At 55.9% G+C, this 24,046-nt stretch carries 19 protein-coding genes; 12 read left to right on the forward strand and 7 right to left on the reverse strand.

Annotated elements, in window-relative coordinates; all coding sequences use genetic code 11:
• Positions 1–11 precede the first annotated feature (11 nt).
• From Q1A43_RS11205 to Q1A43_RS11230, 6 genes are all read left to right on the forward strand, one after another.
• A complete protein-coding gene (locus Q1A43_RS11205; protein ID WP_299923574.1) occupies positions 12–968 on the forward strand; it encodes a DUF58 domain-containing protein in 957 nt (318 codons plus the stop codon).
• Positions 965–1,486, forward strand: a complete 522-nt coding sequence (locus tag Q1A43_RS11210) for a DUF4381 domain-containing protein (RefSeq protein ID WP_299935119.1) — start codon at positions 965–967, stop codon at positions 1,484–1,486. The genes Q1A43_RS11205 and Q1A43_RS11210 overlap by 4 nt, the downstream gene beginning before the upstream one ends.
• Positions 1,483–2,463 (forward strand): VWA domain-containing protein, encoded by a 981-nt coding sequence (locus Q1A43_RS11215; protein WP_299935122.1) that lies wholly within the window; start codon positions 1,483–1,485, stop codon positions 2,461–2,463. Before Q1A43_RS11210 ends, Q1A43_RS11215 begins: the two co-directional genes overlap by 4 nt.
• Entirely contained in the window at positions 2,460–3,989 is a 1,530-nt protein-coding gene (locus tag Q1A43_RS11220) for a VWA domain-containing protein (RefSeq protein WP_299935125.1), read from the forward strand. Before Q1A43_RS11215 ends, Q1A43_RS11220 begins: the two co-directional genes overlap by 4 nt.
• Complete coding sequence (locus Q1A43_RS11225; protein WP_299935128.1) at positions 3,986–5,260, forward strand: hypothetical protein; 1,275 nt, start codon at positions 3,986–3,988, stop codon at positions 5,258–5,260. Before Q1A43_RS11220 ends, Q1A43_RS11225 begins: the two co-directional genes overlap by 4 nt.
• Before the next feature lie 82 nt (positions 5,261–5,342).
• Complete coding sequence (locus Q1A43_RS11230) at positions 5,343–7,316, forward strand: multiheme c-type cytochrome (protein ID WP_299935131.1); 1,974 nt, start codon at positions 5,343–5,345, stop codon at positions 7,314–7,316.
• A 10-nt stretch (positions 7,317–7,326) separates the two neighbouring features.
• On the opposite strand, the gene Q1A43_RS11235 is transcribed toward Q1A43_RS11230, so the two are convergent.
• The 6 genes from Q1A43_RS11235 to Q1A43_RS11260 all read right to left on the reverse strand — a co-directional run bounded on the left by Q1A43_RS11235 (position 7,327) and on the right by Q1A43_RS11260 (position 13,645).
• Positions 7,327–8,166, reverse strand: coding sequence for a YihY/virulence factor BrkB family protein (locus Q1A43_RS11235; protein WP_299923591.1), 840 nt, complete (start codon positions 8,164–8,166; stop codon positions 7,327–7,329).
• Positions 8,167–8,171: 5 nt separating this feature from the next.
• Positions 8,172–9,470 (reverse strand): AI-2E family transporter, encoded by a 1,299-nt coding sequence (locus Q1A43_RS11240; protein WP_299935134.1) that lies wholly within the window; start codon positions 9,468–9,470, stop codon positions 8,172–8,174.
• 205 nt (positions 9,471–9,675) lie between these two features.
• On the reverse strand, positions 9,676–10,530 hold the full coding sequence (locus tag Q1A43_RS11245) for an ABC transporter permease (RefSeq protein WP_299935136.1): 855 nt from the start codon (positions 10,528–10,530) through the stop codon (positions 9,676–9,678).
• 10 nt (positions 10,531–10,540) lie between these two features.
• Positions 10,541–11,398 carry an ABC transporter permease gene (locus Q1A43_RS11250; RefSeq protein ID WP_299935138.1) on the reverse strand — a complete coding sequence of 286 codons (858 nt, stop codon included), beginning with the start codon at positions 11,396–11,398 and terminating at the stop codon, positions 10,541–10,543.
• A complete protein-coding gene (locus tag Q1A43_RS11255; protein ID WP_299935140.1) occupies positions 11,399–12,499 on the reverse strand; it encodes an ABC transporter ATP-binding protein in 1,101 nt (366 codons plus the stop codon).
• Between the two features lie 81 nt (positions 12,500–12,580).
• Positions 12,581–13,645, reverse strand: coding sequence for an extracellular solute-binding protein (locus Q1A43_RS11260; RefSeq protein WP_299923601.1), 1,065 nt, complete (start codon positions 13,643–13,645; stop codon positions 12,581–12,583).
• 428 nt (positions 13,646–14,073) lie between these two features.
• On the opposite strand from Q1A43_RS11260, the gene repA reads away from it, so the two are divergent.
• The 3 genes from repA (at position 14,074) to repC (ending at position 17,706) form a co-directional block, all read left to right on the forward strand.
• Positions 14,074–15,264, forward strand: a complete 1,191-nt coding sequence (gene repA / locus Q1A43_RS11265) for a plasmid partitioning protein RepA (RefSeq protein WP_299923604.1) — start codon at positions 14,074–14,076, stop codon at positions 15,262–15,264.
• Positions 15,254–16,312: a plasmid partitioning protein RepB gene (gene repB / locus Q1A43_RS11270; RefSeq protein WP_299935143.1), complete on the forward strand. Its 1,059-nt coding sequence runs from the start codon at positions 15,254–15,256 to the stop codon at positions 16,310–16,312. Before repA ends, repB begins: the two co-directional genes overlap by 11 nt.
• A 197-nt stretch (positions 16,313–16,509) precedes the next feature.
• The gene (gene repC / locus Q1A43_RS11275) at positions 16,510–17,706 is read left to right on the forward strand and encodes a plasmid replication protein RepC (protein ID WP_299923610.1); all 1,197 of its coding nucleotides are present in this window, start codon (positions 16,510–16,512) and stop codon (positions 17,704–17,706) included.
• Between the two features lie 216 nt (positions 17,707–17,922).
• Here the strand turns inward: repC and Q1A43_RS11280 are convergent, their stop codons facing one another.
• Entirely contained in the window at positions 17,923–18,696 is a 774-nt protein-coding gene (locus Q1A43_RS11280; RefSeq protein ID WP_299935145.1) for a FadR/GntR family transcriptional regulator, read from the reverse strand.
• A gap of 328 nt (positions 18,697–19,024) precedes the next feature.
• Here Q1A43_RS11280 and dctP point away from each other — a divergent pair, with 328 nt between their 5' ends.
• The 3 genes from dctP to dld all read left to right on the forward strand — a co-directional run bounded on the left by dctP (position 19,025) and on the right by dld (position 23,990).
• On the forward strand, positions 19,025–20,077 hold the full coding sequence (gene dctP / locus Q1A43_RS11285; protein ID WP_299935148.1) for a TRAP transporter substrate-binding protein: 1,053 nt from the start codon (positions 19,025–19,027) through the stop codon (positions 20,075–20,077).
• A gap of 137 nt (positions 20,078–20,214) precedes the next feature.
• Entirely contained in the window at positions 20,215–22,293 is a 2,079-nt protein-coding gene (locus Q1A43_RS11295) for a TRAP transporter large permease subunit (RefSeq protein WP_366944262.1), read from the forward strand.
• 14 nt (positions 22,294–22,307) lie between these two features.
• Entirely contained in the window at positions 22,308–23,990 is a 1,683-nt protein-coding gene (gene dld, locus Q1A43_RS11300) for a D-lactate dehydrogenase (RefSeq protein ID WP_299935151.1), read from the forward strand.
• Positions 23,991–24,046 lie beyond the last annotated feature (56 nt).

The following is a 24,046-nucleotide window of genomic DNA, read 5'->3' on the forward strand; positions in this document are numbered from 1 at the left end:
GGAACGCAAAAATGGCGGACAAGGCTGATCGCGGACAGGGCAAACATGACCCGCGCATCCATGCCGATTTGCATCAATTGCAACGCCTTGCAGGCCGGGCCGAAAGCTTCAGCCTGCTACCGCACCAACCTTCGCATTCTGTTCTAAACGGGCAGCATTCTTCTAAACTGCGTGGGCGTGGCTTGGATTTCGAAGAGCTGCGCGATTATCATAACGGCGATGACATCCGCACCATCGATTGGAAAGTCACCGCCCGGACCGGTTCCCCCTATGTACGTGTCTACACCGAAGAGCGCGACCGCCCTGCCCTTTTGATTGTTGATCAGCGCATGTCGATGTTCTTTGGCAGTCAAGTTTACATGAAATCCGTTGTCGCCGCAGAAGCCGCCGCTTTGGCCGCCCATCGTATGTTGGCCCAAGGCGACCGCGTCGGCGGATTAGTCTTTGACGATAATGGAATCGCCGAACATCGACCCGCCCGCACCCCGGCGGCGGTGCAACGGTTTCTCGGCTCGGTTGCCGACGCCAATTGCCGGTTGAACCCCGCAACTCAACTTTCCGCCCCCGGTTCGCTCAACAAAGTGCTGACCGCAGCCAATCGCATCGCCAAAACCAACTATCTGGTGATGATCTTTTCCGACTTTGATACCGCGGATGCCGAAACCGAACCATTGATCAGCTCATTGGCGATGTCCAATGATGTTCTGCTGTTCCCGGTCTCCGATGCGCTGTCCAAACGTACCCCCGACGGGTTCCGCATCGTCGCGTCCGACGGCGCGCTACAAGTCGAGTTAGACACAACAGATATGCAGGTAAAGCAGCGTATCGACACGCTTTTTGCGGATCGCTTTGCGCAAATCGCCAATTGGTCGCGCAAATATGGCCTGCCCCTGCTACCCCTCACGACCGATGCCTCAGCCCTTGATCAGATCAAGCGGTTGCTTGGTCAGTTAGAGGGGCCAAGATGAGCGACACCAACGACGCCTTTGACGGCCTTGGCTTGGTCGACCTTTTGGACCTTTTGGAACCGGTTCCTGTGCCCGAACCCGTGTCATGGCAACCGCAAACGGCGGGGTGGCTTTGGCTAGGTGCGGCGGCTTTGGCTGCCGCAATTTGGGGGGGGCGTCGATATTTACAGCACCGCAAAGCCAACGCCTATCGCAAGGCTGGATTGCGGGCATTGGCCAAGGCGGGCGACGACCCCGCCGCCATTTCCGACGTCTTAAAACGCACCGCCTTGGCGGGATTTCCGCGTGAAAACGTGGCCTCACTTAGTGGCTCTGACTGGTTGGAATTTCTGGATCGCACGTTGCAAAGCCAACAGTTTTCGACCGGACATGGGGCCAAAATGGCGACCGCCGCCTACCAACCTCATTCCCCGGAACCGGGCCTGAACGCGCTCGCCGCCACGTGGATCCGCAAGCACAAACGACCCAAACAAACGCCCACCCCACCCCAAGCCACATCAGAGGAGGTTGACGCATGATGTCGCTTGCTCATCCCTGGCTGTTATTGCTCTTGGTGGCCCCCTGGTTCATCTGGAAGTTCTCCAAACCGCACAAGGAACGTGTCTCTGCTGTGCGTGTGCCGTTTTTCCGCGACATCACCGCCGCCGTCGGGGCCGAAGCACAACAAGGTGCCGTGGTTCTGCGCCGTGGCAAATTTCAGATGGCCGTGGCTTTGGCCGTTTGGGCCTTGATCGTCATCGCATTGGCCAAACCCGAACGGCTCGGTGAACCCGTCGTCGTTGAAAAATCCGCCCGCGATATTGTTCTGGCATTGGACATTTCCGGGTCGATGGATGAACGTGATTTCATGGGCAAAGACGGCGAGCTTCAGCAACGGCTTGATGTCGTTAAAACCGTCCTCAAGGATTTCATCGCCGAGCGCGACGGAGACCGCATGGCGCTTATCGTCTTTGGCTCCAAAGCCTTTGTTCAGGCCCCCTTTACCGAAGACTTACAAAGTCTAACTGGTTTCTTGGATCAAACCGTTGTCGGTATGGCCGGGCCGGACACGGCGGTTGGCGATGCGATTGGCCTCGCTGTGCGCACGTTTGAAGCCAGCGACGTCGAAGAACGCCTGATCATCCTGCTGAGCGACGGGGCCGATACATCTAGCCGTATGACGCCCATCAACGCCGCCGCGATCGCCGCCGAACGGGGCATCACCATCCAGACAATCGGTGTGGGTGACCCGGAAAGCTCTGGCTCAGATCGGCTTGATCTGGGGGCGTTGGAAGATATCGCAAAACGCACCGGTGGGACGTTCTTTGTCGCCAGCGACACCGACGCCCTCGCACAAACCTATACGCGCATTGATGAAATGACCCCCCGCATTGTCGAAGAAGCAAGCTTTCGCCCCTCGGAAAACCTCGTTTGGATGGTGGCAGCGCTGGGATCGATCATTGGTGTGGTTGGGCTTGCTATCATGATCCTGATGAAACGGAGGCAGACCACATGAGTGATGCAATATCTGCCTTCCACTTTTTGCGCCCGATGTGGCTGATTGGCCTTCTTGCGATCGCGGCAATTTGGTATTTGATCCGTCCGCGCAAGGTCGCCGCGACACAGGACAACGCAACTATTGCGCCGCATTTGCTCGAAGCGCTGCGCGTTGGCTCCGGCCAAAGTCGCCGCGTCTATCCAATTGATGGCGCCGCATTGACTTTGGTTTTCCTCTGCCTTGCCGCCGCTGGCCCGACATGGAGCCGCCTGTCAAACCCCTTGATCGCCGAAACCGCGCCTTTGGTTGTGGCGCTCAAAGTCACACCGTCGATGGAAACACCCGACCTCGCCCCAAGCCGCTTGGATCGGGCCCGTTTCAAAATTTTGGACCTGATCGAACAACGCGCGGGCGCACGCACCGCCTTGATCGCCTATTCCGGGTCTGCGCATCGCGTGTCGCCGCTGACCGAAGACCCGAACATTCTGCGCCCCCTACTCGAAGGCTTGTCGCCCCGCGTCATGCCCGCCGAAGGCGATACCCCCGCCACCGCGCTGGCCTTGGCTGAGACCATTCTAACAGATGGCGACGCCCCCGGCGCGGTTCTGTTTGTTCTGGATGACTTCAATCCCGCGGATGTCGCCGCATTCGAAGCGAGTGACCCAGACACGCCACGCCCCCCCATCGTTGTGCTTGTGGCTTTGCCCGACCGGGTGTCCATCCCGCAACTGGATCGCCTGTCCGATGTGACCACTGTACGCATCACCCCCGATGACACCGACATCAGAGAGATTGAGCGCCGCCTGCAATCAGCCCATCGCGCCGCTCTTTTAGCCGATGATCGGCTGGCGTGGGATGATCGCGGTTGGTGGCTCATCTGGCCGGCTGCGTTGCTCTGTTTGTTGTGGTTCCGCCGGGGTTGGACAATGCACTGGGCAATCCTGCTCGCGACCTTTATGACCTTACAAACCCCACAAACCGCCCGCGCCGAGGGTGTGATTGATTGGTTCCTGACCGCCGATCAACAGGGGCGCATGGCCTTTGAAGACAAAGAATACAGCGAAGCCGGTGAACTTTTTCAAGATCCGATGTGGAAAGGCTACGCGAAAATGCGGGCCGGACAATATGAAGAGGCTGCGCAAATCCTATCGCGGATAGACACCCCCGAGGCGGCTTTTGCCGAAGGCTATGCCCGCATCCGCAACCGCCAATACCGCGATGGCGCGCGCGCCTTTGAAAAGGCCGAGCTACGCCAACCGGGTTATCCAAACGCCGCGACAAACGCTGAAATCGCTTGGGCCATTGTGACCTATGTCGAAGATGCCCGCGACCAATCCGACACCGGCGAAGACACCGGCGTTGGGGCCGATGATGTTGTTTATGACAACGAAGACGCCCGCGGCGCCGTCACAACCGAAGAACGCAAACCTGCCAAAGATGCGGCCCCCATGACCGCACAACAATGGATCGACAGCATCGACACAGACATGGCAGATTTCCTGCGCTTCCGATTTGTCCTAGAAGAAGCGGAGGCCAAAAAATGACCCGAGTTTTGGCGTTTCTCCTGTTGTTCTTCGGCCTGATGTCATCCCCGACGTGGGCTCAGAACACTCCGGGCGACCCACAAATCACCGTGACATTTGATGCGCAGGAAACCCTTGTTGGCCAACCCATCACCGTGCGTGTCAAAATTTTGGTCCCAACATGGCTTACCACTCCGGTTTCGTTTTCCTCACTGGAACAACCGTCGCTTTTGGCGCGCCTGCCCTCGCGCGCGACAACCCCAATCAGCGAACGCATCAACGGCGAAACATGGTCCGGCGTCAGCCGTCGTTACATGCTTTACCCATTGGCGTCTGGCACGTTTGAGCTTCCGGCAAGCGACATCGTCGTGTCCTACGCCCAACCTGGGCAAAGTGACCCGATCCTTTTCAAAACCACCCTTCCAAAGGCCAGCTTCAAAGCCACGGTCCCGGAGGAAGCACGTCTTTTGTCGCCACTCATCATTGCCCGTGATTTTGCGCTGGAACAGGTCATCGAAGGCGGGCCAACCCTCGCGATTGGGGACGCCATTACACGAACCGTCACGGCAAAAATTGACGGAACCACCTCAATTCTGATCCCACAGCTGTTTGAACCTATCGAAACAGAGGCCCTGCGCGGCTATCCCAAAGACCCGGTTGTCACCGAGAGTGAAGACCGCGACGGGCTCAGCGGCACTCGTGTTGAAACAATAACTTACGTGGCATTGGCCGGGGGCGATGCCTCGCTGCCGGGGGTGTCGGTAGATTGGTACAATCTTGATAGCGGCAAGGTTGAAACCGCCGAACTGCCCGGACAGGACATCACCGTCACAGGGGCGCCGCCGCCAAAGCAAGACCCGATTGATGCTGAACAGATTGGTATCTGGCTTGGATCGGCGCTAATCGTTTTGACATTGCTGTCTCTGATTTGGAAAAACCTTTGGCCACGCCTCAAGGCAATGCTGGCCATTTGGATGGCCAAGTGGCGCGCCTCTGAACCCGCCGCCCACCGCGCCCTGAAACATGCCTTAAAAACCCGCGACCTGTCTCAGGTGTTGGCGGCCTATAATGACTGGAAGACCTTCTACCCAACGGCGAAACCCTCCGAGTTTGAGGGGCTGGAAACCGCCCTCTCGTCCATCGGGGCCGCGCGATATAGCCCGCAAGCCGATCAGAACACCGGGATGATCTGGCAACAGATCGGCGCGCATTACAAACTAACCCGCAGCCGTTTGATTTTGGCTCAAAAACAGCAGCAAAATCGCCACATCCTGCCGCCTTTGAACCCATGACCCATAGCGTCAAGATCATACTCTGGACACTTCTGCCCGAGTGGTAGACGGTCTCTCAAACTGCCCCAGAACGGAACCACACGTGCTTTCCCAACTTTCAAAATCACCTCGGTCTTTTCTGCTTTTGGTGCTGACATGTACCTTGGGCCTTGCCTATGCGGGCGCGTCACATGCGCAACAAACCCCGGCCTATGTTGGCTCACAAGAGTGTCGAGATTGCCATTTGGACGAGGCATTGGAATGGGACCAATCACATCATGCCCTCGCCTGGACCGAAGCGACGCTGGACACCGTGGTTGCGGATTTCTCCGATGTTGAATTCACCCACGACGGGGTAACTTCGCGGTTTTTCAAGAAAAACGGGCGTTTCATGATCGAAACGCAGGGGCCTGATGGCCAAACCCACGTCTACCCGGTTGCCGGTGTGGCCGGGATCACCCCGTTACAGCAATTCTTGATCGAAACCGAATCGGGCAAGCTTCAATCTTTTGACGTCACATGGGATGACGTGAAAAAGCAGTGGTATCACCTTTATCCGGATCAGGACCTTCCGGTTGGCGATGGGCTACATTGGACCGGCCCTTACAAAAACTGGAACGCACGCTGCGCCGAATGTCACGCCACCGATTTTGACAAAAACTATGATCCCCGGTCTGGCACCTATTCCAGCACTCAAAGCGAAATCGGCGTTGGCTGCGAAGCCTGCCATGGGCCCGGCGAGGTGCATCTGGCTTGGGCAAAAGACAGTGCCGAGGGCAAAGAAACCGACATGTCGCGTTGGATCAGCCTGACCAATACCGGGTTCAGCATGGATTTCAACGCAGGGGCCGAGACCGAAATTCAGCAATGTGCCTCTTGCCACTCGCGTCGCGAACCCTTTGAGGGCGGCAACCCCTTACCGGGCACGCCGTTTCACGACACCTATCGCCTGTCGAACCTGCGCAGCGGGTTGTATCATGCGGATGGCCAAATCCTTGACGAGGTCTATGTTTACGGCTCGTTCCTGCAATCAAAAATGTATGACAAGGGCGTGGCCTGCACCAATTGCCACAATGCCCACACCGGCGAGCCGAAAATCGAAGGCAACGGGCTTTGCACTCAATGCCACAGTGACGGCGGCAACCCGGATTTCCCGAGCCTGACGCTCAAAAGCTATGACGATCCGGCACATCATTTTCACGCCGAAGGCGGGCAAGGGGCTGAATGCAAAAGCTGCCATATGATCGAGCGCGACTATATGGGCATCGATGGGCGGCGCGATCACTCTTTCCGTATCCCCCGCCCTGATCTGTCGGTCAAAACCGGATCGCCCAACGCCTGCAACGACTGTCATAGCGATCAAAGTTTTGACTGGGCGGCAGCGCAGCTCGCGACATGGTATCCAGATAGCCCCAATCGCGGCCCGCATTTTTCACAGGTCTTGGCCGCCGGTCGCACAAGCCCGGCCGGTCAAGTCGACAATCTGATCGGCATAGCCATGCATGACGCTTTGCCGGGCATTGTTCGCGCCACCGCGCTCGACATGTTGGCCCAGCTGGCGACCCCCGCCATTGCCGATCAAACCGCCCCGGCGCTTGAGGATTCTGATCCATTGGTCCGTGTTGCGGCCATTGCTGCGCAGCGTGGCGGTGGCCCACAAGAAGCCATTGGGCGTATCACTCAGATGTTTAATGACCCCTCGCGCGCCGTGCGGATCGCCGCCGCCCGGGCGTTTTTAGGCACACAAGTTTTGCATATGCCCAAACGCATCGAAGACGCCCGCAACGCCGCAATGCGCGAATGGCAATCGACCCTGCAAGCCAAGGCAGACTTTCCCGAGGCGCAATTGGTCTTGGCCGGAATCGGCTTGACCACCCGGCGCTTTGACGCCGCGTTGGCCGCCTTTAGCGAAGCCGTCGACATGGATCCACAGCTCGAACAAGCTTGGACAATGATTGTGCGGATCAACAGCGCTTTGGGCAATCAACAGGCCGCGATTGATGCGATCACCGCCGCCGTCAAAGCCAACCCCGACAGTGTTGATCTTAGTCTGATGAAGGTACAAATGGGCCAATAGGCCCCCGCGTTTATTGGGTGGCTTCTGCTTGCTGGCGAAGCCGCGCCAAACGCCCATTGAATTCGGCCCCAAAGATAAAGATTACCGCCATCAGATACATGAAAAGTTGGGTCGCCATGATCCCGGCCAAACCGGCATAGGTGACGCTGTAGGTCGAATAATTCGCTAGGTAGAGCTCAAAAATCTTGGCCGTCGCAAACCAGAGCAACACGGTCAAAAGCACCCCCGGCAAAAGCTCTTTGACCGGGCGATGCACCCCCGGCAACCATTTGTGACAAGAAATCACCGCAATGACCAACGTGACCAAAGCCCCAAGCCATGGGGTTCTCCATTCGCGAAACACTTCGGGGACGGCGTTCATTTTGATCGCATCCAGCAAATCCATATACAACGGAATCGCAAACAATAGCGCGGTGACACCGATCAAAACGGCCCCCCCTGCCAACACAAACCCGATGCACAACAGGCGGGTTTTCCAAAACGGTCGTTTGTCTTGTTCGCGGTAGGCATCGGTGATCGACACCCGAATGGCATCAACCCCGTTTGACGCGAAAAACACCGCAAGCAAGCCGCTAAACGTCACGGTCTTACCGTCACTTATGGTAAGAACGGCCTCAAGCTCTTTAACAATCGGTTCGGCAAAGACATCCGGCCAAGCCCCAAAGACCAGATTGATGACCTTTTCGGAATCCAACCCGCTGCTGAACATCCCGGCCAGAGACAGGGCAAAAATGCAAAACGGGAACAGCGCAAACATCATCGACAGCGCGATGTGGCTGCTGCGTTCCCAGCCCTTTTTCTCGTCAAACCGGATCACTGCCTCTTTGACGGCGCGAATATAAATATGCACAGACGCTAACCCTTGCCCCCATCACCACCAGCGTCGCTGGGGCGGTTCAACGGATTAGGATCATCGACGGTATCAGCCGCCAGTTCACGGCGCAACGCTTCGACTTCGGCCTCCAATTCGGCCTTGGTCGCGGTGATCTTAAACCCTTGTGCAGGTTCTGGTGTTGGCGCTTCTTCGATCTCTTCGGTTTCGTCCGCTTCTGGAAGCGTGGCTTTGATCCCTGATGCGCGTTCCCAAATGGTGATGAATAGTCCGGCCGTGACCGGGCCAAGCACCAACCCAACGGCCCCAAACAGGGCAAGCCCCCCCAAGGTGCTGACGAAAATCCACAAATCGGACATCGCCGCATCGCGCCCAACCAGCTTTGGACGCAAGACATTGTCGATTGTGCCAACAACCAACACGCCCCAAAGACCAAGCCCCACCGCTGGGACCATTTCGCCAGAGAAGCCAAGGTAGATTGCCCCGCAAATGACAACCGGAGTGGCGCCAAGGGCCGGGATCGCCGCCATAACCATCATGACAACCGCCCAGAACACTGCGCCCTCAATGCCCGCGGCCCAAAACCCCAATCCGCCCAAGGCTCCTTGGATCATGCCAATGGTCAAGGTGCCCTTGATTGTGGCGCGGCTAACCGAAATGACTTTGCTGTTCAGCGCGTCTTGCAAATCATCCGGCAGACCGGAATAGCGTAACCCTTGTGCAAAAACCGACGTTTTCATCGGCAGGAAAAAGAACAGAGCGTACAGAAAGGCAAACAATTGCAGGAAGAACGTCGAGGTGCCGCTTGTGACGTGTTTCAACGCCGTCACAAGGAATGACGCGATCCCACCGGCAAGCTCAGAGGCTTTTTCGACAATCTTGGGTTCAACTGATTTCAGATCATCGCCGAATGGCAACCAGTCTGGCAAGGTCACCTCACCATTTTGCAAGGCTGTAAAATCCTCGCTGATGACTTCCGCCAGATCGCCGGTGCCTTGGATTGCTGTGGATGCTTGGGAAACCGCTAAGGTCGCAATCACAATGGTTGGCAAAATCACAATCAACAAGCCAGTCACAAGCGTGATCGTACTCGCCAGCGCCTCACGCTGCCCGACCCGCACCATCACCCATTGGAAAAACGGTTTTGACAACTCGGCACAGATGCCGGCCAAAATCAGCGCGGTCAAAAACGGCAAAGCAACCTGAATAAACATGATCGAAATCAACACCGTCGCCGTCACGATAGCGATGGTTTGTTTGGATGGTAGCGCAGGCAAGCTCGGATTTTCCGTGGAAGAATCGTCTGCAACCGGGTCAGTCATGGGGTTTTCCTTTGCGCCTTGAAACTGGCACCGCTAAGTCGCCACATCCAAGTTAGTTGTCGCGCATTTCAGACCGGATAAGCAACGCAAGATTGCCGCCTAAATCGATCACACCCCGATTTTTCCCCGCAAAACCACCTTGTGAACCGCCATGTGCCGAAAACGATAGCCTTGGGCCCAAGGCCTCGTTCACCACATGAAAATCTTAACGCCCGCGCTTTTGGAAAAAGATCATTACCAACGCCAGACAGCTCGACCCAAGCATCAACAACAAAGACACCGCATTCAATAGCGGCGTTGAGCCCTCTTTGAGACGATCAAACATCGCAATGGTCAACGGCGCGTCCGAGCCAACCAACATCAACGTGGTGTTGAAATTCTCAAAGCTCATCAAAAACGCCACCACAAAAGCACCGATCATCGCCGGGGCCAGATAGGGCAAGGTGATGGTGCGAATGGCCGTTAACTTGCCCGCGCCCAAATTCAACGCCGCCTCTTCCAAGGTGCGGTCGAATTTCTGCAACCGCGCGCCGATCACCAGCGTCGCAATGGTGGTGATAAAGGAAAACTGCCCCAGAATAACCAGTGTCAAACCGGGCCGAAGCGCCTCAACATCCCAACGGAACCCGTCCCATAGCCCATTGGCCACCCGGCTTGAGGCCACCAGAATAGAAATGCCCAACACGATGCCCGGAATAACCAGCGGCAAAAGCATCAGCACATATAAAACCCCCTGCCCGCGAAACGTATATCGGTTAAACAAAAAGGCATTCGATAGGCCAACCGCCACCGACAGCGCCGACACACCCACCGCCACAAAGACCGACGTACCAATGGCGCGTAAGATCGAGCGCTCGTGAAACACGCCGATCATCGGACGCTCATCGCCAAAGAACCAATTCCACGTAAACCCTTCCCAAGGCAGCGACGGGAATTGGCTATCGTTGAAGGCAAAGCTCGCCACAACAATCAGCGGCAGCGCCAGAAACACAAAGAATAGCGTGACATAGGCGGCATAGCCGATGGTCAACACCTTGGGCTGCGGAATAGATGGTATCATATCGCCCCCCTTAACCCATTGTCTTTTCAAGCGATTGCCCGGTGAGCCGCAGCATGCCCCAGACGATCAGCGACGACAGGATCAAAAGCATGAACCCAAAGGCCGCGCCAAGTTCCCAGTTAAATCGCACGATGAATTGGGAATAGATCAGCTCGGTGAACCAGAGGCTTTCCTTGCCGCCCAACATGGTCGGCGTCAGGTAGTTGCCAAGGCAAAGCATGAACACAACAATACAGCCCGAAACGATGCCCGGCATCGCATGGGGGATGATGATTTCGCGCAAAACGCTCACCCCATTGCCGCCAAGGTCATAACCTGCCTCAACCACCTCATCCGAGAGGCTTTCCAGCGTAGTGACAAGCGGCACCACCATGAACAACATCGACGTATAAACCAGCCCAACCATGATCGCCGCATCATTATAAAGCATCTCAACCGGACCAGAGGCGAGGCCCGCGTATTGCAAAACGTTGGAAATAATCCCGGTTTCGCGCAGCAAGATCATCCAGCCAAAGGTCCGCACCAATTCCGACACCCAAAACGGCACAAGACACAGCAGGAAAAGCGCCGCTTGCATCCGGCCTTTGACCATTTTGGCGATGTAATAGCTCACCGGAAAGGCGATCAGAAGCGTCAGCATCGTGGCAAGGATCGACATGACGGCGGTGCGCATGAACGTCCAAAGATAGAGCGGCTCATTAAAGAATGTCAGATAGTTAGCAAAGCTCAGCTCGTATTTTCCAACCCCGACCCGTTCGCGAAGCGACACGAGGAATAGGTCGATGTGTGGAATGAAAATCAACAACGACAGCCACAGCGCCAGCGGTGTCAGCAAGAGAGCAAGCCCAAGTTTCGCCTCGCGCCGCATTCAAAGGCCCCCCGCGGCAAAGACATTGGCCTGATCGCTTGACCACCCGATATGCACCGTGTCGCCCTTGGCGAGATTGGCAAACTCTCCCGATTGCGGAAGGTTGACTTCGATGGCTTCGTGGCCCGCTTCGCCCTGCACCAAGACGCGGCTGGCGGCGCCGTTGAACAAAAGCGATGTGACCTGCCCGGTGATTGTGGTGTCAAAACTGGCCAATTCATCGGCGCCATGGGCGATGCGAATGGCTTCGGGGCGTACAAAAGCTTGGGCCATGTCCCCGGCTTGCAACGCCCGTCCATGGCTTGCGCCGCGCAGGGTCAGGCCGGTTTCGCTTTGAACTTCGACGTGACCGCCTTCGATCCGCGTTACCCGCCCTTGCCAGCGATTGCTGTCGCCAACAAACCCGGCCACAAAGGCGGTGTCGGGGCGGTAATACAAGTCGCGTGCGCTGCCCATTTGTTCAAAGCGGCCCTCGTTCATGACGGCGATATTGTCCGACATCACAAGCGCTTCGGATTGGTCATGGGTGATATAGACAAAGGTGGTGTCAAAGGCCGCTTGGAGTGACTTGAGTTCGACCTTCATCCGTTCACGCAGTTTCAGATCAAGCGCGCCAAGCGGTTCATCCAAAAGCAAAACATCCGGTTCAAGAACCATACACCGGGCAATCGCCACCCGCTGTTTTTGTCCGCCCGAAAGCTCATCAACCTTGCGCTTGCCGATCCCCGGAAGGCCGATCCGTTCCAACGCCTCACCAACCTTGGTGGTGATTTCCCCTTTGGGAAGGCCCGCACGGCGCAACCCATAGCCGATATTCTCCTCGATATTCATCATCGGGAAGAGAGCGAGGTGTTGAAACACCATATTCACCGGCCGTTTGTTGGGCGGCACGTTTAGAACCGACTTGCCCTTGATCTGAATATCGCCGTCGCTTGGCTCAAGAAATCCGGCAATCATCCGCATGATCGTGGTCTTGCCACAGCCCGACGGCCCTAGGATGGAAAAGAACGATCCCGGCGGCACCGAAAAGGACACATTGTCAACAGCGGTGGTGTCGCCAAACCGTTTGGTTAGCGCGGAGCAGTGCAAGTCAGGGGTCATTCCGGTCTTTCGGGTTGGTCGTTCGGGCAATACAAACGCGCCCGCCAAGGGTGACGGGCGCATTGTTCACAACATATGGGTTTATTTGGCCGCTTTAACGCGATCCAAAACACCACCTTCGATGGCTTCTAGACCGGCAGGAACCGGTGGATACCATTTGATGTTGTCGATGGCTTCCTGTGGGAAGCTGGCCTGATAGCGGGCTTTGAGATCGTCCGAGGCAAACTCATCGGCGCCTTGCGACGCGGTAAAGTTACCGGCAGCGGCGGTGATCATCGCCGAGATTTCCGGCTGCATCACAAAGTTGATCCACTCATAGGCCGCGTCATCCGCTTTGCCTTTGGCGGGCAAGACAAATGTGTCGACCCAACCCAAGGCACCGGCCGCAGGCGCAACAAATGTGATGTCCGGCTTGTCGGCGTTAAGCTTCCAACCACCGGTATCCCAAGCCATCGACGCCACAACTTCACCCGAGCGCAGCAGGCCCATCAGCTCATCGCCACCACCCCAATAGGTTTTGACGCCGGCCTTACATTCGATCAACTTGGCCTCAACCTGACCCATGATCTCGGTATAGGCGGCTTCGTCGCCATAGGCGGCAAAGGGATCAAGACCCATCGAATAGGCAAAGCCGATCAACGTCGGACGTTTCAGACGATAAGACACCTTGCCCGCCACGTCGGGGCTACACAGATCGGTGTAATCCTTGACCATCGGCGCCATCTTGGTGTCGACAACCAAACCGCTTGTGCCCCAAACATGCGGCACGCCGTAAACCTCACCGTCCACGGTGGTGTTGGCCTGAGTGGCCAGCATCAGCGACGGGATAAACAGATCGGCGTTGAGCTTGGACAAATCCATCGGCTTGTAAATGCCAAACTCGGCCTGCGGACCAGCAATCCGGTCTTGGCTCGGCTGCGCAAGGTCAAAGCCGCCGCCGCCGGTGGCGCGCAGCTTGGCGATCATCTCTTCATTGTTGGATTTGGTCACCTCAACGGTGTGACCGGTCTGCTCTTCAAATTTGGCGACGACATCCTCGGGCGCATAGCCACCCCATGTCAAAAGCCGCAACGTATCAGCAGAAGCCGCGCCCGCCGAAATGGCGATCACAGCGGCAGTCGACAGCATAACCACGTGTTGTTTCATGTTTTGCATCCCTGTTAAGATTTCTTTTGATCTTAGAGTCTCAGTTTGCGGTGGTTTTATCTTTTGGTCAAATTGTTTCAGAGCACGTCATGAAAGTTTCAAATTGTACATTTTGGCGCGCGAACCTAGATTTCCAACGAAAATAGACCCTATTCCACCGGGAAACCGGCCCAATTCCTGACCCTATCTATGCACCTCGTTAGGGCAAACCCTGTCTGAACCAACTCTATTGTGGTTGATCCGACCAAAACAGTTGCACCATCTGCCTGTGGAAAACCTCTTGCCAGAATCGTAATTATGCGCGACATATTTACGGAGAAAAGTGAATTAAACGCCAAGCAGCGTAACTTTGATCTGGTTAACCCTGGATGAAACCGCCGCGAGGCTCCTAACGAGACCCCAAAAAACTGGGGCAAGGTGGTGGGCAGATGAAGGACGAAACCCTTCGCATTGATACCCTGGTCGGGGATCATGCACAAAAACTATCCGAACGCTTGCAGGCGCATCGGGCACAACTCTTTCCTCCGAACGCACAGCGGACCCTGCGGACCTTCACCTCGGGTGAGGTCGCGACGCTGCTCGGGGTCAAAGACGCCTATCTGCGCAAGTTGCATCTCGAAGGGCGTGGCCCCCAGCCGGAAATCCGCGCTGGCGGTCGGCGCTATTACTCTCCTGATGATATTCAGGCGCTGCGCGTATTGCTCGAACAAGGGGCGAAATCACCGGGCACCTATCTTCCCGGGCGCCGCGAAGGTGACAAGCTTCAGGTGATCACCGTCATCAACTTCAAGGGTGGCTCCGGCAAAACCACAACCTCAGCGCATCTGGCCCAGAAACTGGCGCTTGATGGCTACCGGGTTTTGGCGATCGACCTCGATCCGCAGGCTAGCTTTTCCGCCCTCCACGGGTTTCAGCCCGAATTTGATCTTCTTGATGGCGGCACGCTTTATGATGCGATCCGATACGATGATCCGGTTCCCATGCGCGACATCATCCAAAAAACCTATTTCACCAATCTCGATATTGTCCCCGGCAATCTCGACCTGATGGAATTTGAACACGAAACGCCGCGCGCCATTGTCACCCATCAAGGCAACCTATTCTTCACCCGCGTTGGCGAAGCCCTCGCCTCGGTCGAAGATGACTATGACGTTGTTGTCATGGATTGCCCGCCTCAGCTCGGCTTTCTGACAATGTCGGCTTTGTCCGCGGCCACCGCCGTATTGGTGACCGTGCATCCGCAAATGCTCGACGTGATGTCGATGTGTCAGTTCCTGCTGATGACATCAAACCTGCTTGGCGTTGTCGCCGAAGCCGGGGGCGACATGTCCTACGATTGGCTTCGATATGTTGTCACCCGCTACGAGCCGGGGGACGGACCGCAAAACCAGATGGTGTCGTTCATGCGCTCGATGTTCGGGGAACATGTGCTCAACAATACCGTGTTGAAATCAACGGCTATTTCCGACGCAGGCATTACAAAACAAACCCTGTATGAGGTCGAAAAATCCCAGTTCACCCGCACGACCTATGAGCGCGCCATTGAATCGATCAATGCGGTGAACGGTGAAATCGCCGGTCTCATGCAAGAGTCTTGGGGGCGCAAAGATGGCACGTAAAAATCTACTTCAAGGGTTGATGGAAGAGGCGGCAAAAAACGAGGCCGCGCCCCCCTCCCCTGCCCCATCCAAGGCTGGAGTGGGCAAATCCACGCCGCCCAAATCGGCGAAAACATCCAAGGAAACGGATCAATTCGATCCGGCCCGCCCCCGTCGGTCGACTGGGGCGATTGGGGCTGTAAGCCAATCCATCGCCCAGCTCAAAAGCCGGTCTGTCATTGAGATTGACCCGTTCGACATCAAGGATGGCGGTCTTCAGGATCGCCTTGACCATCAAGAGGATGAGCATCAGGCCCTCATGGAAAGCATGCGGGAATATGGCCAACAGGTGCCGGTTCTCGTCCGCCCACATCCCGAAGAAGGGAATTCCTACCAGATCGTATATGGTCGTCGTCGGGTCTTGGCCCTGCGCGATTTGGGCATTCCGGTCAAAGCTTTGGTCCGCGATCTTGACGACGATGCCCTCGTCATGGCTCAGGGTCAGGAAAACTCGGCCCGTCGAGATCTGACCTTTATTGAAAAGTGCAATTTCGCCTATCAGATGCGGGAAGGCGGCTACAAACGCAAAGTGATCTGTGACGCCCTGTCGATCGACAAGACTTTGATTTCCCGCATGTTTTCCATTGTCGACCGCGTGGGCCTTGATGTGATCCAAGTGGTCGGATCTGCGCCCGGAGTTGGGCGGGATCGCTGGGCGGTTTTGGCCGATCAGATGGAAGAGATTTTTATCGACCCCAAGCAGGTCGCCAGCGCCGTTGTCACCCTTGCCGGTGATCGCCCTTCCCCGGAACGGTTTGAGGCGGCGCTCAAGGCCTGTGGTGTCGGTCTGGGGTCAGAGGTGAAAAAACCCCCTGCCCCACGTGGGAAAACCACGCATATCACAAGCGCCAATGGCTTTGAAATCGCCAAGGCGTTGCACAAAGAATCCGAGGTGGTTCTGACCCTACCGCGCACCGGAGACGACAAGTTCGGTGACTGGTTGGTCGATCAACTCCATGACATCTACCAAGGTTGGGTAAGCCAATCCGCGGAAGATAAAGCCGAATGAAATCGGCTAAGGTACTGAGCAGAAAAGATAAATCACAGGAGGCACAGGTAGCGCCCTAAAAGAAAGAGCCCCCCAGGACATACATCCCAGAAGGCCCGTTCGTTCTCTAGACAATTACGAATCTAGGTCTTTCTTAGTACGGCTGTCAACTGCCGAACGCCCTTGGGCGGCCAGATTTTTGCGCTTTGTGAAAATTTATGACCTATCATTCAACGACGCCCTTTGGGCAGCGTCCAGTGACGGCTGGCTTGATCAAATCTGTTGAGGCGGCGCGCCAATCTGCGCCCATCCCCCGGACTGACAAGTGGCAACTGTTTCGACAGCTTTGCACAGCGCGGTTGGCGTTCAATGTCAGCGATCGCGATTTAACCGTTCTCAACGCTCTCCTCACATTTCTACCGGGAAAAACGTTGGACGAGGCGGATCAAACAACGGTTTTTCCATCAAACCGGACGCTGGCTGAACGCGCGCATGGCATGGCCGAAAGCACATTGCGCCGGCATGTGGCATCCTTGGTCAAAGCGGGTTTGATTGTTCGCCGTGATAGCCCCAACGGCAAACGATACGTGCGACGTAATCAGAGTGGCGACATTGCCCAAGCCTTTGGGTTTGATCTGCGCCCTCTACTCGTCCGCGCTGCCGAGATCAGCGACGCTTGTCGTGCTGCTGAGGAAGATGCCACGCGTCGGAAAGAACTGCGCGAACTGATTGTTCTAAAAAAGCGCGACGCTTTTAAACTCGCTGAATTTGGCCGTGCCGAAGGAATCGATGCGAATTGGGATGAAATCTTTGATCGATTTGCCTTGTTGCAACGCCGCGGCCGTCGCAAACTTAACCTGACATTGCTTGAGATGCTGCATCAGGATGTGGAAAACCTTCTGATCAAAGTCCAAAATGTGCTTTCGGAAACGCAAGAAACGAGCGGCTATGACAGTCAAAATGAGCGGCACATACAGAGTTCAAAACCTAATACTCTTGAATCTGAACAGACCAACGAAATAGAAGACATTGCAACCAAATCGCAAAACCAAAACACGAAAGATCAGAAACCAGCGGCAGATTTAAAGATTCCTCTGTCGTTAGTTCTGAAAGCCTGCCCTGATATTCACCCCTATGCACGCGATCCAATCCGCCACTGGAACGGACTTTATGACGTGGCACAAATGGTGCGGGGTATGATGGGGATCAATAATTCCACTTGGTCAGACGCGACAAGGGCAATGGGCCCGGACTGTGCGGCGACCGTGGTGGCCGGTATGTTGCAGCGCATTGACGAGATCAAAAACCCTGGCGGGTATCTTCGGAGTTTGACTCAAAAAGCAGCCCTTGGGAAATTCTCGCCAGGGCCGATGGTGATGTCTTTGCTCAATCGCGACGGCTTTGCAAAAAGTTGACAGCTGTCAACTTTATAGAGGCTACCGGATCTGGGATGGAAAAGTTGACAGCTGTCAACTTTTTGAGGCTCTCAGCGGTTTCATTGAAAATGGGTCTGCGCACGTACCAGAAAGGGCAGTGCCATACTCGGGACCAAGACTCACGTTCAAGAAGGCAATCCCTTGGCAAAAAAATGAAGAATGCCGTACCAACCCGACCGATCGGAAAGGGAGATATTAACCCGAAAGCTTCCGACGTTTTGCGGCGCGCTCCTCACGGGCTTTTTGATCTTCGCCAATGCGAAAGCTTTCTTCGACGAAATCCATATGAACGCGCGCGGCTTGTTCCGCTCGGTCCGCATCTCCGTCCAAGATCGCATCGACAATATCCTTGTGCTGCTGCAGCAACCGCTCACCAGTGCCATCCATAGTGCGTAGGAACTTGCGATTGTAAAACACACCCTGACGGGTCAGGTCATAAACAGAGGCCATCATATGGATCAAGGTCGTGTTCTGGCTCGCGTCAACGACGGCGACATGTAACCGAAGATCGGCTTCTTGGCTGGCGTCGAGGTCATCGTTTTCCCAAGCTGATTGCATCTCGGCGATAATTTCAGTCAGCCGTTCCTTGTCCGAAGATGTGGCACGCAGGGCCGCGATGCGGGCGGCAAAGCCTTCTTGTTCGCGGCGGTATTCGAGATAGTCGTAAAAGGCGCGGCCATGACGGGCATAAAGCGCCAGAAGGGCAGGGGACATGGCCCGCCCCGTGAGCGAGGCGATAAAGCTCCCTTCACCATGACGAACCGTGACCAAGCCCCGTGATTCCAGCGTTTGCAATGCCTCGCGCAGTTTTGGCCGCGACACGCCCATCGCTTCGGCCAACTCTCGTTCAGATGGCAGTTTACGCCCCTCTTTCAGGATGCCGTCAACGATCATTGATTCGATCTGTTCAACCACCGCATCGGCGATTGATTCGTGGCCAACGGGGTCAAACGGGCTTGTATCTGACATCACGACACTCGGATTTGAGGGTTAACACAAAAAAGTAGTTGTCCGTATTCTTTACCACTGACCCCCATTTTGGCAAGGGCGAAATACCCAGAACTACGGAGGCGCTGTTAGCGATATAGATCGCTGTTTTTACTCACTATTCGCATTTTTGGGTAAAAAACCCACTGACAAAAGGGCAGGGGGGACATGCCAGTCAGCTCGGTCTGCAATCGCTTTCAGTGGTAAAGAAAGTTGTTGACCGGAATCAATGGTCAATAATATTTACCGATGCATGCCGCTGTGTACTGAGTGTTGAGCAGCGGACATGAGACATTCTGGAGGAGACATCATGAAAAAGACCCTGACCACGCTGGCCGTCGCCGCGTCGATATTGACCGCACCGGCCGCTATGGCTGCCGACAAGCTGTTGTTGAAAACACCCATCGCATTCTCGACCTCACTGCCCGGTCTCGGATCGCCCATCCCACGCGTTGCAGAACAGCTGGACTTGATGTCCGGCGGCACATTGAAGATGAAAGTCTATGAGCCCGGCAAACTGGTAAAACCATTCGAGATTCTTGACGCCGTGTCGTCGGGCAAGATCAATTCCGGTTACACAACCGCCGGTTACTGGGCGGGCAAAATCCCGGCGGCTCCGTTGTTCAGCGCGGTACCATTTGGCCCAGAGGCGGGCGAATACATGGCGTGGCTCTACTACGGCAACGGCATGACGCTTTATCAAGAGATGTACGACCAAGCCGGTTACAACGTGAAGGTCATGCCCTGCGCGATCATCGCACCGGAAACCTCGGGTTGGTTCGCAAAAGAGATCAACACCCCCGAAGACCTCAACGGTCTAAAAATGCGCTTCTTTGGCCTTGGTGGCAAAGTCATGCAAAAGCTGGGCGTTGCGACATCGCTTCTTCCCGGTGGTGAAATCTTCCCTGCGTTGGAAAAAGGCGCGATCGACGCGACCGAATTTTCGATGCCTGCGATTGATGCGCGTCTTGGCTTTCACAAACTGGTCAAGTTCAACTACTTCCCCGGCTGGCACCAGCAGGCGACCGTGTTTGAACTTATGGTCAACAAAGACGTTTGGAACGGCGCAAGCGATCAGCACAAAGCCATCATCGAAAACGCCTGTAAGGCATCGATGACCGACAGCTTTGCCGAGGGTGAAGCGATCCAACACGCGGCTTTGATCGACAACGTTGAAAACAACGGTGTTCAGATCAAACAGTGGAACGACGAAATGCTGTCGACCTTCCGCACAACTTGGGAAGACGTGGCCAAAGAAGAAGCCGATGGCAACGAGTTCTTTGCCAAGGTTCTGGCGGACATGAATGAATTCCGTGGCGGCTACGCCGTCTGGAAAGAAAACGCCTTCCTCCCGCGCAAGTAAGTTTCTCGACGACTTGCGCAACACTGGGGCGGCTCCCTTCACTTTGGCCGCCGCCCCATTTTTAGAGCGATCTTAAAGGTCGCTCACCTCCCTTCCTGCCCCCCTTTGTCATTTTGCCAACTTCTGAGGAGGAGACGATGGCCCAAGATACGCATCAGAACGCTGTGGACATGACCGATCCGGTCGATGTTTATGAGCATATCCTCGAACACGAGGAGCGCGACACGCAAGAGATTGCCGTGGCGCTAGACAAGACGGTCAAAGGCATCGGCAATGTGGTCATGTGGGCCAATGTATTGTTGATCGCGGCGATCGTTGGTCAGGTGGCGATGCGCTACCTTTTCAACCAGAACTATCCGAAGCTGGATGAGATTCAGTGGCATTTCTACGGGCTGGTCACGATGATCGGCATTTCTTATGCGATGGTCACTGACAGCCATGTGCGTGTTGATATCCTGCATATGCAGCTAAGCCGCCGGGCGCAGCGTGTTATTGAAATCATTGGGATTTTGGCGCTTTTGGTGCCGTTTATCTATCTGATGGTCGATCAGGGTTGGGATTATTTCTACGAAAGCTGGCGGGTGAATGAACGCAGTGACAGCCCGACCGGATTGCCGGGTCGCTGGGCGCTCAAGGCGGTTATTCCAGCGAGCTTTGTGTTGCTGGCTGTGGCGGCTTTGGCGCGCCTGATCCATGACGGGCATGCGATTATGACGAATTACGAAGACGAACGTCAAGGCAAGGATCTGCGCTTGATCCTTTGGGCGTTGATTGGCTTTGGCGTGGTGGCGACGGCGCTGACCTTCCTTGTGCATACGACCGAGGAAAAGCTTGTCATCGCGATGTTCCTGACCTTTATCGCGCTGCTGTTCACCGGGTTTCCAGTGGCTTGGACATTGGCCGGAGTTGGCGTGGCCTATTGCGGTTTGGCCTATCTTTTTGACAACGGCATGATGAATTGGACCGGGTTGGAAGAGACCCTGACCGGTTTGGATTACCTAACGCTTGGTGCGGTGGTGAACCGGGTCTATTCGACGATGTCGAACGCGGTTCTTGTCGCGCTCCCGATGTTCATTTTCATGGGGTTGATGTTGGACGAATCCGGGGTTGCCGAACGTCTGATGAGCGCGATGCAGCGGTTGTTTGGCACGGTGCGCGGTGGTCTGGCGATCACAGTGACATTGATCGGGATTATCCTTGCGGCGTCGACCGGAATTATCGGTGCGTCGGTGGTTTTGTTGGGCGTGCTGAGTCTGCCCTCGATGATGGAGCAAAAATATTCGCCCAGCCTCGCGGCGGGTGTGGTGTCGGCATCGGGGACCTTGGGCATCTTGATCCCACCGTCGATTATGTTGGTGATCATGGCCGACCAGATGGCGCTTAGCGTTGGTGACCTTTTCATGGCCGCCGTGTTCCCCGGTGTGATCATCGGTGTGCTCTACCTGACCTATATCTTTGTCATCGCCTTGGTGAAACGCGACGTGGCCCCGGTTCCCGAAGGCGCAAAACGCCCCGATTGGGCGGCGATCAAAGACGTGATGGTCGCGGTTTTGCCAACTCTGGCCTTGATTTTGGCTGTGTTAGGGTCGATTTTCGGCGGCTTGGCCACACCAACCGAAGCCAGTGGGGTAGGGGCCTTGGGCGCAACATTGTTGGCGCTGGGATACCGCAAGCTGACCTTCCAAAAACTGGTCAACGTGCTGAAATCCACCTTCAACACCACCGCCTATATCTTTGCGATCTTCCTTGGGGCGACGGTCTTTAGCTATGTGCTGCGCGAACTCGGCGGCGACGCTTTGATCGAGGAAATGATCCTTGGCACCGGACTTGGCCCCAATGGCACCGTGCTGATCATCCTGTTCATCGTCTTCCTGCTTGGCTTTGTGCTCGACTGGATCGAAATCACCCTGATCGTGCTGCCGCTGATGCGCCCGATCATCAACAGCCTCGGCCTCGACATTCCGGGCTTTGGTGCGATGGATGAACCGGCGTTGATCTGGTTCGTGATCCTTGTGGCGGTGACCTTACAAACCTCGTTCCTCACTCCGCCGGTTGGCTTTGCGCTCTTCTACCTCAAAGGGGTGTGCCCGCCGGAGATCAAGCTCACCGACATCTACAAAGGCATCATTCCCTTTGTGCTTCTCCAACTCACCGGCCTCGCCTTTGTCTTCCTGTGGCCTGCACTGGCGACATGGTTGCCCTCGGTCGCATACTAGGGGAGGGTGAGGCCATGACAGATCAAGACCTTATCAAACGGTTCACCCAGATTTGCGGCACCAAACATGTGATGACCGATGCCAAGGCGACCCTGCGGTTTCGCAAAGGCTTTCGATCTGGCGAAGGTGATGCGCTGGCGGTGGTGCAACCGGGGTCTTTGTTGGAACAATGGCAGGTGCTGGAGGCCTGTGTGGCGGCGGATAAAATCGTCATCATGCAGGCGGCCAATACCGGGTTGACCGAAGGGTCGACCCCAAAGGGCAGCTATGACCGCGATGTGGTTTTGATCAACACCCGGCGCATGGATGATATTCAGGTTATCAAAGGCGGGGATCAGGTGATTTCCTTTCCCGGATCGACCCTATTCCGCCTTGAAAAGATCCTTGCCCCACTTGGGCGGCAACCGCATTCGGTGATCGGATCGTCTTGTATTGGGGCGTCGGTTGTTGGTGGCGTGTGCAACAATTCCGGCGGTGCGTTGGTGGAACGGGGGCCAAGCTATACCGAACTGTCCCTCTATGCGCAGATCACTGCCGAGGGGCAGCTTGATCTGGTCAATCATCTGGGGATCAATCTGGGCGAGACACCCGAAGAAATCCTAATGCGGTTGCAAACCGGGGACTATGACCCCGCCGCGATTGAAGATAGCAATCGCCGCGCTTCCGACACGGATTACGCCCGGCGTGTGCGCAATATCAAGGCCGACACCCCGGCGCGGTTCAATGCCGACAAATCCCGCCTTTATGAAAGTGCGGGCTGTGCCGGAAAACTGGCGGTATTTGCCGTGCGCTTGGACACCTATGCCAAGAATGACGAGGAGCGCACCTTTTATATCGGTTCGGGCGATACGGCGGCGCTTGGCGAATTGCGACGGCGGATTTTGGCGGGGTTCGACACCCTTCCAGTAAGCGCCGAGTACCTGCATGAGGATGTGTTTGACCTGTCGGACATCTATGGCAAAGACACGATGGTGATGATCGACAAGCTTGGCACCGATCGCTTGCCGATGTTCTTTGCGCTCAAAGGTTCGGTGGATGCGCGGCTGTCTCGGGTGCCGGGCATGGCGAATTTCACTGACAAATTCATGCAATTTGCCGCGCGCCTTTGGCCCAATGTGGTGCCGGCGCGGATGCGTGAATACCGTGATGCCTTTCCCCATCATCTGATCCTGAAAATGCGTGATGGCGGTATTGATGAAGCGCGGGCGCTTTTGTCGGATATGGCTGGGGCAGGGCAGCTCGATTTCTTTGAATGCGATGAACGTGAGGCCAAAATGGCAGGGTTGTTGCGCTTTGCCGCCGCCGGTGCAGCGGTGCGGTATATGAATGTGCATCGTAGCGAGGTCGAAGACATCATTGCGCTGGATATCGCGCTACGCCGCAATGACGAAGATTGGTTCGAGGAACTGCCAGCTGAGATCGCCGATCAGCTGGTCAGCAAACTCTATTATGGGCATTTCATGTGCCATGTTCTGCATCAGGACTACATCGTCAAAAAAGGCAGTGATCCCAAGGCGATCAAGGCGGCGATGTTGGAGATTTTGGACAAGCGCGGGGCGGAATACCCCGCGGAACACAATGTTGGGCATCTCTATCCGGCCAAGCCCGATCTGGCGGCATTCTACCAGTCGGTTGATCCGACCAATAGCCTAAATCCCGGAATCGGGAAAATGTCGCGCAACAAAAACTATACGTGACCTCCTGACCGGAAGCTCCGGTTGGGCCTCTCAAATTCAAACAAAACAGGAGCGCG

This window comes from uncultured Pelagimonas sp., assembly GCF_947498515.1.
GTDB lineage: Bacteria > Pseudomonadota > Alphaproteobacteria > Rhodobacterales > Rhodobacteraceae > Pelagimonas.

Coding starts and splice junctions, on each gene's coding strand:
- Q1A43_RS11210 (WP_299935119.1), top strand. CDS start 965: ATGAGCGACACCAACGACGCCTTTGACGGCCTTGGCTTGGTCGACCTT.
- Q1A43_RS11220 (WP_299935125.1), top strand. CDS start 2,460: ATGAGTGATGCAATATCTGCCTTCCACTTTTTGCGCCCGATGTGGCTG.
- repA (WP_299923604.1), top strand. CDS start 14,074: ATGAAGGACGAAACCCTTCGCATTGATACCCTGGTCGGGGATCATGCA.
- dld (WP_299935151.1), top strand. CDS start 22,308: ATGACAGATCAAGACCTTATCAAACGGTTCACCCAGATTTGCGGCACC.
- Q1A43_RS11295 (WP_366944262.1), top strand. CDS start 20,215: ATGGCCCAAGATACGCATCAGAACGCTGTGGACATGACCGATCCGGTC.
- Q1A43_RS11215 (WP_299935122.1), top strand. CDS start 1,483: ATGATGTCGCTTGCTCATCCCTGGCTGTTATTGCTCTTGGTGGCCCCC.
- Q1A43_RS11250 (WP_299935138.1), bottom strand. CDS start 11,398: ATGCGGCGCGAGGCGAAACTTGGGCTTGCTCTCTTGCTGACACCGCTG.
- Q1A43_RS11225 (WP_299935128.1), top strand. CDS start 3,986: ATGACCCGAGTTTTGGCGTTTCTCCTGTTGTTCTTCGGCCTGATGTCA.
- repC (WP_299923610.1), top strand. CDS start 16,510: ATGACCTATCATTCAACGACGCCCTTTGGGCAGCGTCCAGTGACGGCT.
- repB (WP_299935143.1), top strand. CDS start 15,254: ATGGCACGTAAAAATCTACTTCAAGGGTTGATGGAAGAGGCGGCAAAA.
- dctP (WP_299935148.1), top strand. CDS start 19,025: ATGAAAAAGACCCTGACCACGCTGGCCGTCGCCGCGTCGATATTGACC.
- Q1A43_RS11260 (WP_299923601.1), bottom strand. CDS start 13,645: ATGAAACAACACGTGGTTATGCTGTCGACTGCCGCTGTGATCGCCATT.
- Q1A43_RS11255 (WP_299935140.1), bottom strand. CDS start 12,499: ATGACCCCTGACTTGCACTGCTCCGCGCTAACCAAACGGTTTGGCGAC.
- Q1A43_RS11240 (WP_299935134.1), bottom strand. CDS start 9,470: ATGACTGACCCGGTTGCAGACGATTCTTCCACGGAAAATCCGAGCTTG.
- Q1A43_RS11280 (WP_299935145.1), bottom strand. CDS start 18,696: ATGTCAGATACAAGCCCGTTTGACCCCGTTGGCCACGAATCAATCGCC.
- Q1A43_RS11245 (WP_299935136.1), bottom strand. CDS start 10,530: ATGATACCATCTATTCCGCAGCCCAAGGTGTTGACCATCGGCTATGCC.
- Q1A43_RS11205 (WP_299923574.1), top strand. CDS start 12: ATGGCGGACAAGGCTGATCGCGGACAGGGCAAACATGACCCGCGCATC.